Raw genomic sequence first — 12,279 nt, 5'->3', positions numbered from 1 at the left:
CTATCCTTTCTGGGGTTCGAGGCCTGCGTTTAGGATCAAAAGGTGGTTCTCAATTAGGTGGTCCAAATGAAATCCACCCTCTGGTTCGATCCCGAATATTTCGTAAAAAATGATGTGTGCGAGGATTGGTCCGATCACAGTTCGCGCGGTTAGTTCGGGGTCGATGGGCCGAATATGGCCTCCTTCGACACCCTGCGCCAAAAGCGTCGAAAGGGCGGGAATGGCGCGGTCTAAAACGGCGGTGCGAAATAGCGTGGCAATCTCTGGGGCTGCGGGAGCTTCATGGATTACGATCAAGGGGACGGCTCGGTTGCGTTTGTCCGTCAAGACCTTCCCCATCATTCGTAAGAATTGCTCAATAGCCGGGCGGGGATCCCCTTGATGACGCGAAATATTGTCAAATAGAGCATCCGTTAAGGGTGCGATTGTGCGATTTACTAGGCCCGCAAGTATGGCCTCTTTGGAGGGGAAATACAGGTAGACGGCCCCCTTGGAAATACCCGCGCGTTGGGCGACCTGATCTACACTTGTTCGTGCAAACCCTTGATCAATAAAGAGGGCAAGGGCCGCATCCAAAACCTCATCTGGGCGTGCGTTTGCACGTCGGCGAAACTTTGGTTCTGGTTTCTCTGATGGGGACATGTGAAAATTTTAACTGACTTTGCGGTCAGTAGCAAGAACTTTCCAAGTTAGGCATAGTGATCGTGGATGCATTTGAAAGCGCCTCAAAACATCGGGTTGTGACTGCTAGAAATCTAAACTAAGCATTGCCCCAACGAATGTTTGTCCACGTACTTGTGGCCAGACACCATATTTTATCCGTCGGGGGGCCCATTAGGGCTGAGAGGTGCTTGCACCGACCCGTCGAACCTGATCCGGGTTATACCGGCGTAGGGAACGGGTACTTTGCGCAAATCTCGCGCAGACTCTTTCTTTCGCTGGCATGCCCCAACTCGATGGAGATGCGCCAGTGACAATGACCACCCCAATTGCCCTCACGATTGCAGGTTCAGACAGCGGCGGCGGTGCCGGTGTGCAAGCTGATCTTAAGTCAATGTCCGCAAATGGGTCGTTTGGGACCAGCGTAATTACAGCCATTACAGCGCAAAACACGACATCCGTAACTGCCGTCCATGAAGTGCCCGCAGATGTTGTTACTGCGCAAATCAAGGCCGTGCTTTCGGATATTCAGGTCGGTGCAATCAAACTTGGGATGCTGTTCTCGACCGCGATCATTGATGCCGTCGCGCAAGGCCTTGCCGATTTTAAAGGCCCCATCGTTGTTGATCCCGTGATGATCGCCAAATCCGGCGACGCGCTTTTGCAGAACGCGGCGATCGAAGCAATGGTTGCGGAAATTCTCCCCCTCGCCGCGCTCCTTACCCCCAACCTGCCAGAAGCCGCCCGTCTTTTGCGCGAACCTCAAGCGCGCACATTGGCGGAAATAACCTCGCAAGGCCTGCGGCTTTTGGGCATGGGGCCGAGCGCGGTTTTGATGAAAGGTGGTCATGCCGAGGGCGATACCTGTACCGATATTTTGATCGAGGCTGGTGGTAGGGTGACGACGCTTTCTGCGCCCCGCATTGTTACGCGAAATACGCATGGCACAGGGTGCACCTATTCTGCTGCAATTGCGGCAAACCTGTCCAAGGGGCTGGATTTGCATTCCTCCGTGGTCGCCGCGCATAGCTATTTGCAAGGAGCAATCGCCGCCGCGGATCAGTTGCAAATTGGCAAGGGGCACGGCCCCGTTCATCACTTTTATGGACAATGGTAATGCCTGAAATCACGATCATCGGCGCGGGCGTCGCGGGCCTGTGTGTGGCGCGCGCCTTGTTGGATCGCGGCGCCCATGTCACGGTTATTGATCGCCACGCCACCCCGGGGCCACAGGCTTGCTCATGGTGGGCGGGCGGGATGCTTGCCCCATTTTGCGAGGGTGAAAGCGCCGAAGAACCCGTGATCCGACTTGGCCAAGAGGCCGCCAACTGGTGGGAAGCGAAAACGCAGACCGTACATCGCAACGGTTCGCTCGTGGTTTCACCCTCGCGCGACAAAGCGGACCTGACCCGATTTGCACGACGCACGACCAACTTTCGAGAGGTCACTTCGGACGAAATCTCCACGTTAGAGCCTGATTTGGCCGACCGTTTCACCAATGGGCTTTACTTCGAAAGCGAGGCGCATCTGGCTCCTCGCGAAACTTTGGCGCGATTGCAGGCAAGTCTGGTGGCGGATGGCGCGGTGTTTGAACAGGCCGAAGCCGACCCCGAGGATTTTGCCCAGCGAGGCCTAACCATTGATTGTCGAGGGTTTCAGGCCCGCGATCAGATCGCTGATCTGCGCGGAGTCAAAGGCGAAATGCTTGTGCTCTTCTGTCCCGAAGTCACCTTAAGCCGCCCCATCCGCCTTCTGCACCCACGCGTCCCGCTTTATATTGTCCCGCGCGGCGACGGCGTTTTCATGCTGGGCGCAACGATGATTGAAGGCCGCGCAGGCAAGCACGTCACCGCCCGCGCGCTGCTCGAACTGCTGAGCGCAGCCTATGCTCTGGCGCCCGCCTTTGGCGAGGCCGAGGTATTGGAAATTGGCGTCGATAGTCGCCCTGCATTTCCCGACAACCTGCTGCGCATTCGCCGTGAGGGAAACCTTATCCGCGCCAACGGCCTGTATCGGCATGGGTTCCTATTGGCCCCCGCGTTGGCGCGCATGGTGGCGGAATTAATCTTTGATAACAAACAGCCGGAGGTAATGGATGAAACTTCAAATTAATGGCGAACCCGTGGACATTCAGATTGGCACGTTAGCAGATCTGCTGGAGGCCCGAGGGTTTGGGGAAGCTAAAGTTGCGACTGCTGTGAACGGCCAATTTGTTCCCGCCTCCGCCCGTGCCGATTTCGCGATCTCCGACGGCGATAGGATCGAAGTCCTTGCCCCGATGCAGGGGGGATAAAGGATGCGTGATTTTTATGGCACGACCCTTGCCAATGGTTTCATGCTCGGCACCGCGCAATATCCGTCCCCTGCGATCTTAGCAGATGCGTTTAAGCGGAGTGGGGCGAGTGTCGCGACGGTTTCGCTGCGCCGCGAGAGCGGACAGGATCGGGCGGGGCAGGATTTCTGGCGTCTGATCCGTGACCTTGGCGTGCATATCCTTCCCAATACCGCGGGCTGCCACAGCGTCAAAGAGGCCGTCACGACCGCTCATATGGCTCGCGAAGTTTTCGACACAAAATGGATCAAGCTCGAAGTGATTGGCGAAGAGGACACGCTGCAACCTGATGTTTTTGGGCTGGTCGAAGCTGCCCGTATTCTTAGCGAGGACGGCTTTCAGGTTTTCCCTTACACCACCGAAGATTTAGTCGTCGCGGATAGGTTGCTCCATGCGGGCTGCGAGGTTTTGATGCCTTGGGGCGCGCCGATTGGGTCGGGCTTGGGGTTGAATAATATTTTTGGATTACGGGCGATGCGAGCCCATTTTCCGGATGTGCCCTTGGTGATCGATGCGGGGCTTGGCCTGCCTTCCCAAGCGGCACGCGCAATGGAGCTTGGGTTTGATGCTGTGCTCTTAAACACGGCCGTTGCAAAAGCGGGCGACCCCGCCGCGATGGCCGAAGCATTCGCCACCGCGATACGCGCCGGACAGATTGCAGTGATTGCCGACCCGATGGAGCCACGCGACATGGCTGCGCCCTCAACCCCCGTTATCGGAAAGGCGTTTCTCGAATGAAGCTTGATCGATTTTACCCCATTTTTGACAGCGCGGACTGGCTCGAACGCCTCGTCCCATTGGGAATCAAACTGGTGCAATTGCGAATGAAGGATGCAAGTGCAGACCACCTTCGCGCCCATATCAGGCGGGCGAAATCCGTCTGTGCGGATCATGGTTGCACGCTGGTCATCAACGATCATTGGCGCCTCGCGATTGATGCGGGGTGTGATTATATCCATCTGGGGCAGGAGGACCTTGAGGACGCGGATATCGCGGCCATTCAAGCAGCTGGCATGCGCCTCGGGATCAGCACCCACGACAAAGCGGAACTGGCCCGCGCCCTTGAACTTCGCCCGAATTACATCGCCCTTGGGCCCATCTATCCGACCATCCTCAAAAAGATGAAATGGCATGAACAGGGCATTGAGAAACTAACGACATGGCGCACCCTAATTGGGGATACGCCCCTGATTGCGATTGGCGGAATGCGTATTAATCGCGCGGCGGGGGCCTTTGACGCTGGTGCGGATGTTGTGGCCGCCGTCACCGATATTACGTTAAATGACAGTCCCGAAGACCGCGTCCGCGCTTGGTTGGCGGCAACACGATGAGCAGATACGCGCGCCAGACCGCCCTTCCCGAAATCGGCGAGGCTGGGCAGGCCGCCTTACGTGCGGCGCGGGTGCTGGTTGTGGGCGTTGGCGGGCTTGGTACGCCTGTGCTTCAGTATTTGGTGGGGGCCGGCATTGGGCACCTCACCCTTGTTGACGGCGATGTTGTCTCGCTGTCAAATCTTCACAGGCAAACGCTTTTTCGAGAAGAGGATGTGGGGCTATTAAAGGCAAAAGTGGCCGAAGAGACCCTTCAACGGCTGAATGCCGATTGCGAAATTAGTTGCGTTACCTCCGCGCTCACTCCCGCAAATGCGCAGCACCTTGTCGCGCAGAGCACCCTTGTTTTGGATTGCGCGGATAGTTTCGCCGCAAGTTACACACTTTCCGATATTTGCCACGCGACAAGGGTTCCTTTGATCAGCGCCTCAGTGCTTGGGTTCGCGGGATATGTGGCGGGGTTTTGCGGCACCGCTCCATCCTTGCGGGCAGTATTCCCCGACCTGCCAGACCGCGCAGCAACCTGTGCAACCGCAGGCGTCATGGGGCCTGTCGCTGGCATGATCGGCGCCGCCCAAGCCCAGATGGCCATAAGTTATCTAACTGGGCAATCCCCGTCTCCCCTCGGCCAACTCCTCAGCTTTGATATGCAAAATTTCCGCACGGGTGGCTTCCGATTTGATAGCGCCCCAGAGCCAAGGGCTGACCTTGGGTTCATCGCGGCATCGGATATTTCCCCGACTGATTTTGTGGTGGAGTTGCGCGACGCAACAGAAGCCCCAATCCCCGTCACGCAAACTGCAAAGCGCCTTACCGTCGCGGAGTTTGCAGACCAAAAACCCACGCCAATCGCGGGCCAGCGCGCAGTTTTCACCTGCCGGTCTGGTTTGCGCGCATGGCAAGCCGCCACTCACCTTCGGACCTACTGGACCGGAGAAATATCCCTCATTGCAATGGGCGACACGCCACATACCGAAAGGCAGACCACATGAAATTAACCTCCCTAACCACCGCATTTACCCTCGCGGCCACCCCCATTATGGCCGCAGATCAAATGACGTTGCTGCTTGATTGGTTTGTGAATCCCGATCACGGCCCCATCATTGTCGCCCAAGAAATGGGGTATTTTGCGGATCAAGATTTGGAGGTGAACATTATTGCCCCAGCCGACCCGTCCGATCCCCCGAAACTTGTTGCTGCTGGCAAGGCGGATTTGGCGATATCCTATCAACCGCAACTGCACCTCCTCATTCATGAGGGACTGCCGCTGCAACGGGTTGGCACGCTTGTTGCGACGCCATTGAACTGCCTCCTAGCGCTGGCGGATGGACCGATCAAATCGCCAGCGGACCTCGCAGGCAAGAAGGTTGGCTTTTCTGTGGGCGGCGTTGAAGAGGCGGTGATGGGGGCGATCCTGAACCACAACGGACTGACCCTAGATGATGTCGAAATGGTCAATGTGAACTGGTCGTTGTCGCCCTCGCTTATGTCTGGGCAAGTTGATGCGGTCATCGGCGCGTATCGGAATTTTGAGTTGAACCAAATGGAAATCGAAGGCGTCGAGGGCAATTGCTTTTTCGTCGAAGAAGAGGGCCTGCCCGCCTATGATGAGCTGATTTATGTGGCCAACCCCGACACGATGGACAAAGAGATGATCGCTCGCTTCTTGGCCGCAACCGAGAAAGCGACGCAGTATATCGTCAATCATCCTGAAGAAAGCTTTGAGGTTTTCGCGAGCACCTCCGCCGAATTGCAAGACGAGTTAAACGCCCGCGCTTGGGTTGATACATTCCCGCGTTTTGCGTTGCGCCCAACGGCGATGGATGTGGGCCGTTATGCGGCGTTTGAAGCTTTCCTGAATGAAGCGGGACTGATCCCCTCGCAGAACCCTGTTTCAAAAATCGCCATCGATGTGACAGCGAAATGATAGCGCCGGATTATGGTAAAACCTTCGCGCTTTGGCGCGAGGGGGCCGCGGAACCGTGGCAAGATTATACCCGCCACGCCTTTGTCGAAGGCTTGCGCGACGGGTCTTTGCCGCGCGAAGCGTTTGTGCAGTACCTCATTCAGGACTATGTGTTTCTCGTTCACTTCTCGCGCGCGTGGTCCCTTGCTGTGGTCAAATCCGAAACGCTTGAGGAAATGAAGGTTTGCGCTGCGACCGTTGACGCACTTGTTAATCACGAGATGTCGCTTCACGTGTCGGTTTGCGCCACCGAAGGGATTGACGAAGCCAAGCTTTTTAACGCGACCGAAGCCGTCGAAAACCTTGCCTACACGCGCTATGTTTTGGATGCGGGCCTGCAGGGGGATTTCCTAGATTTGATGGCAGCCTTGGCGCCCTGCGTTATGGGGTATGGCGAAATTGGCCTGCGGTTGGCCGAGAGCAAAGCTCCCGACACGCCATATGCCGATTGGATCAACACCTATGCCGACCCCGGATATCAGTCGGTTTGCACCAGCGTTGGTTCCATGATCGATGGTGCCGTCGCGCGGCGAATTGGGAAACTCGCAATGTCGCCACGCCGTGATGCTTTACAGGATCGCTTTTCTATGGCCACGACTCTTGAGGTTGGTTTCTGGCAAATGGGCCTCAGCACTCAATGACGATTCCCCCAAGCATACGCCTCGCGGGGAAGCACCGTATCGATGGGAAGCTGTTGTTCGATGCGGACCTCTCCTTGCCCGCAGGCCAATGGACGTGCTTACTCGGGCGGTCGGGTGTCGGAAAATCGACCGTGTTGCGGCTGATCCTTGGGCTGGAAACGGGGGGACAGTTTGACGGCACAATCGAGGCCTCGGATGGTTTGAGCCTCGCTGGACGTATCAGCTATATGGCGCAATCGGACCTGTTGTTGCCGTGGTTGTCCGTTCTGGAAAATATCTGCATTGGTGCCCGCTTGCGGGGAGAAACTCCCGATTATTCCCGTGCAACTGCCCTATTGGAACGGGTTGGCCTCGCAAAACACATCACGCAGAAACCGACCTCTTTATCGGGCGGGATGCGCCAGCGTGCGGCTCTCGCGCGTACGCTTATGGAAGATCGGCCCGTTGTCTTTTTGGACGAGCCATTCTCGTCGCTTGATGCCGGAACCCGCGCGGATATGCAGGAGTTGGTCGCGGAAGTTATGGCGGATCGTACCATTTTACTCGTCACACATGATCCCGCCGAAGCGGCCCGATTGGCCGATCAGATCATCATTCTGTCCGCGCAAAACGCAACGGTTTGGCCAACCCCTGATACGCCCGCATTGCGGGAAATTAACGATCCACAAACGCTCTCCTGCCAAGCCCGCTTGTTGGCCTATCTGCGCGAGGTGCCGGCATGAGGCGACGCGATATCCTTTTTGCGGTCTTGCTTGGTCTCGCTTTGTGGCAAGCTGCGGTGTTGCTTACACATGCTCCGCATTATATTTTGCCTTCCCCTTGGCGCGTGGCAAAGGCCGCCTATAAAAGCCGCGTTATCCTTGCGGAAAATGCGTGGATTACGAGCGTTGAAGTCTTGCTTGGTCTTATCCTTGGATCGGTGTTGGGCGCGTTAACCGCAATCCAGTTAACGCTTTCAAAAACCTCAGAGCGGCTAATCTTGCCGCTGCTTGTGTTCACGCAAGCCGTACCCGTTTTCGCGCTCGCGCCGTTGCTGACCCTTTGGTTTGGCTATGGTATGGGGTCGAAAATCGTCATGGCGATCCTCATTATTTACTTTCCCGTAACCACGGCGTTTCATGACGGCCTGACCCGCATTGACGGGGGATACCGTGATTTGTCGGTTTCGATGGGGGCGGGAAAATTCCACTTCATGCGGTACGTGCAAATTCCAAACGCGCTGCCAAATCTAGGCACCGGACTTAAGCTGGCCGCGGTATATGCCCCAATCGGCGCGGTGATCGGCGAATGGGTTGGCGCTTCCAAAGGGCTTGGATACCTCATGTTATTGGCCAATGGCCGCGCTAAGATCGACTTGATGTTCGCAAGTCTCATTGTGCTGGCCTGTTTGACGGTTCTCCTCCACATTACCGTTGGTAATCTGGCTGCACGCTTAACAAGGTATGCGGAGGGGACGACACACCACACGTGACGGCACTCGAAAATCCGAACGCTCTATAGAGGCCAGACGATCAGAATCGTCGGCATTGCGACCGCCACAACCAGCACCTCAAGCAGGAAGCCCATACGCCAGTAATCGCCAAACCGATATCCGCCAGGTCCAAGGATGATGGTGTTGTTTTTGTGCCCGATCGGGGTGAGAAAGGCGCAAGAGGCGGCCACTGCGACGGTCATAAGCCACGCATCCGGATTTGTGCTGGTTGCCGCAGCCATCCCCATCGCAATCGGGGCGGCGATCAGTGTAGTTGCGACATTGTTCAGGAAATCTGACAGGGTCATAGTCACAATCATCAATGCAAGAAGCGAGACCCAAGCGGGGAAGCCGTCCGTTATAGAAAGAATTTGTGAAGCGATAAGTTCTGCGCCGCCAGAATTTTCAAACGCTTCTGCAAGCGGGATAAGGCTCGCCAAAAGAACGATAACTTTCCATTCGATGGAATCGTAAACATCGCTGCCCGACACGAGTCCAATCGCGACCAAGGCAATGACCGCGGCCGCAAGGGCAACCGGAAGCGCAACCCAACCCAAAACGGCGGTGCCAATTGCCGCTAAAAATATCCCAATTGAGAGGCCCGCTTTAGAGCGTTGAACAACTTGGGTCTTGCGCCCTTCAAGGGGAAGAACCCCCAGAAAGGCCGCCGCAGCCGCGTTTCGCTCGGGTGCGCCGAGAAGTAAAAGCACGTCCCCCGGTCTGATCGTCAACAGGCGCACCCTGTCTGTAAAACGGCGCCCATTACGCGAGACTCCTAAGAGGGTGACAGATTGGGAGTACAGGAGCTTCAATCCCCGCGCAGTGCGTCCCGCAATCCGCGCACCTTCCGGGACGATGGCTTCAGTGAGGGCCAAGCCGCCCGATGCGACGCCACCTGAATGCTTTTCGGAGCCTGAAAACTCTAGGTCGCTTTTCCCCAGAAAGGTTTCAATAGATTTCGTTTCCCCCTCAACGACAATAAAGTCGCCAGCCCGTATTTCCTGCGAGGCTGCAAACCCGGGCAAGCGTTTCCCGCGCCGCACCAACCCCAGAATATGCAAATCATGTTCTTCCGCGAGCGGGTACAGGTCGCCGACGGTAGACGTGGTTTCCATGGATTTATCGCCGACGCGCAGTTCGGCGATGTAGCGGCCCTTGGCGAACTCGCCTTCTTGTTCAAAAGCCCCTTCGCGTTTGGGCAGCAACCGCCACCCGATGAGGGACACAAAGGCAATCCCCGCGACGGCGACCGTCAGGCCGACAGGGGCAAAATCAAACATCCCAAACGGCGCGCCAAGCACGTCCTCGCGGTAAGCGGCGATGACAATATTCGGCGGCGTCCCGATCAGGGTTATCATTCCTCCAAGAATAGTCGCAAAAGATAGGGGCATCAGCGACTTACTGACCGTACGTTTTGCCTTGGCGGCGGCGTCGATGTCGAGCGGCATCAACAGCGCCAGCGCGGCCACATTGTTAATAACCGCCGACAAACCAGCGCCGACGACTGCCATAACTGCGATATGCAGCGGTAGGGGGCGTTCGGAGTCCAAAACGCGTTCTGCAAGTTTTTCGATGGCGCCCGACCCAACAAGGCCGCGTGACACAATTAGGACTAAGGCAATGATGGCGACGGCCGAATGACCGAAGCCGGAAAAGACATCCTCGGTCGGCACCAGCCCCAAAATGGCGGCGAGCACGAGGGCTCCGAATGCGACGAGGTCATAGCGGATACGCCCCCAGACAAGCAGCACAAAAAGGACAGCGAAAATCGCAATAATCAGGGTCTGGTCAGATGGCATTAGGCAATACTTCTCTCTGTTGAGCGCTTGATGATAGTCTTACCATCAATTGCCACAATGCAAAGCGCTACCATTCCTCAAAGAAGCGCGGGCCAGATCAAAGTACAACGGCAGTTGTGTCACGATGTACGCTGGATCGTCTTGTAGTTGCGCCATTTCATAGACATCAATTTGCCATTTGCCGTAAAGTGCGGTGGCATAATCGGAATCCGAGAGCAATTCCGCGATTGTGTATTCCCCTTTCGTATTGCTTCCATGAAAATATCTACCAAAAGGGGTAGGCGATTTTGCAGATGCGGCCCGCGAATACAGTCGCGACCCTTGCGTGGTTTACTTCGACGCCTTGCGCCCAAGGGGGATTGATAGTGTTGCAAACACTGCAGTGCCCTCAACGCGGTTTTCCGCAGCGAATTCCTTGTACCCGCGCAAGTTCGCATAAGCTGCCTGCCCGTTGACGGTAAACGAGTAGCCGATTTGCGGGCCAATGGCCGCGCCGCTGGATTTCAGCCCGTTGTTGGCAGGTTGCGGCCCCGTATCGCCGGTTAGCTGGCCATAAACGTACCCCACAAGGCCAACTTGCCAGTTTTCATTCAGGAACCGTGATGCGGACCAATCTAGGTGTGCGTCGATTCCGTTCCGATACCCCGTGTCACTGTTTTCAAGGTTGTAAGTTACGCCTCCGACGGAGGAAAACTCGATCCCCTTTGCCGCGACCGAGTTGTTTTGAGCCAGAGGTCCCGCCGCCGTAGCTATAACCTTGGATTGGCAATGCCCATTCCGCGTCGCCGTGCTCGATGCGCCGATCGGCCGCGTTAGAATCGAACGCTTATTCCGCCCCGATGTTCAAGATGACAGATCAGTCGCACCCGCATTCGCTGCGAAGGTGAAGACCTGCGCCTGATTGTGGGCATTGCGAGACTTGACCGGGCCCCCTATGCTGCCCCGCTCAACGGCCCGCGATGTGGCAATGATGTCTGGGTACGAAAATCCAAAGCGATTTTCGCGCGCATTCCTCCGGATGACGGGATCGAGCCCATGCGAATATCGCAGACTTCAATTCAAGGAGGTGAGGACGTAACTTGGATGAAGTGGTCGGCGTATGCGTACCGAATGTTTGCCCAGAGGTACGAAAGGAAGGGGCGTCGCCGAGCATCGTTAAAAGTTGTTCTCGTAAGCAGCCTTCAGCGCCGCGACATCAAGTTTCACCATATTTGCCCTTTAGCCAGCCGCATTGGATGGGCTCACCTCCGTTAGCAATCAATGCATCCCAAATCCTGTCAACCTCAGCTTGATCCTTGCAACTGACCGACAAGGAAACCGCGTTATTGAAGGCTTCGCTCGCCCCTCCATTCAGTGCCTGATGAGCGACCCCTGATAGGGTGAACTCGACAAGGATGACGTCCCCAGCCTTGCCCGCAGGCCAGTCGATACCCGACCGCATAATGTGGTCGATGCGTGACTCTGGAAAGACAGAGACATAGAACTCTGCCGCTTCCTGCGCCTTATTTTCGAACCAAAGGCAGGGAGATATTTTTTGCTGAGGTTCCATAATATTTCACCGTCCGAGTCCAATTAAAGGGTTTTGGCGAGTTCTTCGAGTTGTCGCGCCGCCAATGTCCAGCCTTCGTGAAAACCCATTTCCTCATGACTTTTCCGGTCTTCAGCGCTCCAGTGGCGGGCGGTAGCGGTGTAACGAGTTTTGCCAGCCCCCGCATCCTTCAGGACGATTTCGCCCGTCATGAAGGGCTTTGCCGATGGTTTCCACGCTTGGGTATACGCGTCAGTAAATACCAGCCGTTCATTGGGCACGACCTCCAGATAGACGCCAGAATTGCGCATCTCCTCGCCATTCTGTCCGCGCATGATGAAAACGCTGGAACCACCGACTCGCAAGTCGATACTCTCAACTTCTGTTGTGAACGGTTTTGGCGTGAACCACTGTTCCAGGAGCACGGCTTTGGACCTGTCACGGTTTGATGCCGCTCCTTTGATAGCATTTACTGCAACAAAGGAGACTGAGCATGGGACTGAAACGAACAGACGAATTTAGGGAAGATGCGGTGCGGATCGCACTGACCA

At 56.2% G+C, this 12,279-nt stretch carries 16 protein-coding genes and 1 riboswitch; of the genes, 11 read left to right on the top strand and 5 right to left on the bottom strand.

Features of this window, described 5'->3' with window-relative positions; translation table 11 throughout:
* Positions 1–642: a TetR/AcrR family transcriptional regulator gene (locus tag AB9F29_RS15415; protein WP_039001666.1), complete on the bottom strand. Its 642-nt coding sequence runs from the start codon at positions 640–642 to the stop codon at positions 1–3.
* 171 nt (positions 643–813) lie between these two features.
* A riboswitch (TPP riboswitch) is annotated at positions 814–914 on the top strand.
* A 62-nt stretch (positions 915–976) separates the two neighbouring features.
* Here AB9F29_RS15415 and thiD point away from each other — a divergent pair.
* Genes thiD through AB9F29_RS15365 form a run of 10 tightly spaced genes read left to right on the top strand, consistent with a single transcriptional unit; the run spans position 977 to position 8,401 of the window.
* The gene (gene thiD, locus AB9F29_RS15410) at positions 977–1,777 is read left to right on the top strand and encodes a bifunctional hydroxymethylpyrimidine kinase/phosphomethylpyrimidine kinase (protein WP_369756387.1); all 801 of its coding nucleotides are present in this window, start codon (positions 977–979) and stop codon (positions 1,775–1,777) included.
* Positions 1,777–2,772, top strand: a complete 996-nt coding sequence (locus AB9F29_RS15405) for an FAD-dependent oxidoreductase (protein ID WP_369756331.1) — start codon at positions 1,777–1,779, stop codon at positions 2,770–2,772. The genes thiD and AB9F29_RS15405 overlap by 1 nt, the downstream gene beginning before the upstream one ends.
* Positions 2,756–2,953 carry a sulfur carrier protein ThiS gene (thiS, locus tag AB9F29_RS15400; RefSeq protein ID WP_369756330.1) on the top strand — a complete coding sequence of 66 codons (198 nt, stop codon included), beginning with the start codon at positions 2,756–2,758 and terminating at the stop codon, positions 2,951–2,953. Before AB9F29_RS15405 ends, thiS begins: the two co-directional genes overlap by 17 nt.
* Positions 2,954–2,956: 3 nt before the next feature.
* Entirely contained in the window at positions 2,957–3,730 is a 774-nt protein-coding gene (locus tag AB9F29_RS15395) for a thiazole synthase (RefSeq protein ID WP_335585064.1), read from the top strand.
* Entirely contained in the window at positions 3,727–4,323 is a 597-nt protein-coding gene (locus AB9F29_RS15390; RefSeq protein ID WP_369756329.1) for a thiamine phosphate synthase, read from the top strand. The genes AB9F29_RS15395 and AB9F29_RS15390 overlap by 4 nt, the downstream gene beginning before the upstream one ends.
* Positions 4,320–5,315, top strand: a complete 996-nt coding sequence (locus AB9F29_RS15385) for a ThiF family adenylyltransferase (RefSeq protein WP_369756328.1) — start codon at positions 4,320–4,322, stop codon at positions 5,313–5,315. The genes AB9F29_RS15390 and AB9F29_RS15385 overlap by 4 nt, the downstream gene beginning before the upstream one ends.
* Positions 5,312–6,250, top strand: coding sequence for an ABC transporter substrate-binding protein (locus AB9F29_RS15380; RefSeq protein WP_335585067.1), 939 nt, complete (start codon positions 5,312–5,314; stop codon positions 6,248–6,250). The genes AB9F29_RS15385 and AB9F29_RS15380 overlap by 4 nt, the downstream gene beginning before the upstream one ends.
* Complete coding sequence (locus AB9F29_RS15375; protein WP_369756327.1) at positions 6,247–6,930, top strand: TenA family protein; 684 nt, start codon at positions 6,247–6,249, stop codon at positions 6,928–6,930. The genes AB9F29_RS15380 and AB9F29_RS15375 overlap by 4 nt, the downstream gene beginning before the upstream one ends.
* Positions 6,927–7,652 (top strand): ABC transporter ATP-binding protein, encoded by a 726-nt coding sequence (locus AB9F29_RS15370; protein WP_369756325.1) that lies wholly within the window; start codon positions 6,927–6,929, stop codon positions 7,650–7,652. The genes AB9F29_RS15375 and AB9F29_RS15370 overlap by 4 nt, the downstream gene beginning before the upstream one ends.
* The gene (locus AB9F29_RS15365) at positions 7,649–8,401 is read left to right on the top strand and encodes an ABC transporter permease (protein WP_335585070.1); all 753 of its coding nucleotides are present in this window, start codon (positions 7,649–7,651) and stop codon (positions 8,399–8,401) included. Before AB9F29_RS15370 ends, AB9F29_RS15365 begins: the two co-directional genes overlap by 4 nt.
* A 23-nt stretch (positions 8,402–8,424) precedes the next feature.
* Here AB9F29_RS15365 and AB9F29_RS15360 read toward each other — a convergent pair whose 3' ends face one another.
* Both AB9F29_RS15360 and AB9F29_RS15355 read right to left on the bottom strand, forming a co-directional pair.
* Entirely contained in the window at positions 8,425–10,200 is a 1,776-nt protein-coding gene (locus tag AB9F29_RS15360) for an SLC13 family permease (RefSeq protein ID WP_369756324.1), read from the bottom strand.
* A gap of 330 nt (positions 10,201–10,530) precedes the next feature.
* Positions 10,531–10,899, bottom strand: coding sequence for a transporter (locus tag AB9F29_RS15355; RefSeq protein ID WP_369756386.1), 369 nt, complete (start codon positions 10,897–10,899; stop codon positions 10,531–10,533).
* Between the two features lie 235 nt (positions 10,900–11,134).
* Here AB9F29_RS15355 and AB9F29_RS15350 point away from each other — a divergent pair, with 235 nt between their 5' ends.
* Positions 11,135–11,278, top strand: coding sequence for a helix-turn-helix domain-containing protein (locus AB9F29_RS15350; protein WP_369756323.1), 144 nt, complete (start codon positions 11,135–11,137; stop codon positions 11,276–11,278).
* Between the two features lie 117 nt (positions 11,279–11,395).
* Here the strand turns inward: AB9F29_RS15350 and AB9F29_RS15345 are convergent, their stop codons facing one another.
* The gene (locus AB9F29_RS15345; RefSeq protein ID WP_369756322.1) at positions 11,396–11,749 is read right to left on the bottom strand and encodes a VOC family protein; all 354 of its coding nucleotides are present in this window, start codon (positions 11,747–11,749) and stop codon (positions 11,396–11,398) included.
* 23 nt (positions 11,750–11,772) lie between these two features.
* Complete coding sequence (locus AB9F29_RS15340; protein WP_369756321.1) at positions 11,773–12,153, bottom strand: SRPBCC family protein; 381 nt, start codon at positions 12,151–12,153, stop codon at positions 11,773–11,775.
* Positions 12,154–12,279: the final 126 nt, after the last annotated feature.

The sequence above is a fragment of the Falsihalocynthiibacter sp. S25ZX9 genome (assembly GCF_041205405.1).
In the GTDB taxonomy this organism is placed as follows: domain Bacteria; phylum Pseudomonadota; class Alphaproteobacteria; order Rhodobacterales; family Rhodobacteraceae; genus Falsihalocynthiibacter; species Falsihalocynthiibacter arcticus.
The sequence above is the reverse complement of the archived record's forward strand: the minus strand, read 5'-3'. Positions and strand labels throughout refer to the sequence as shown.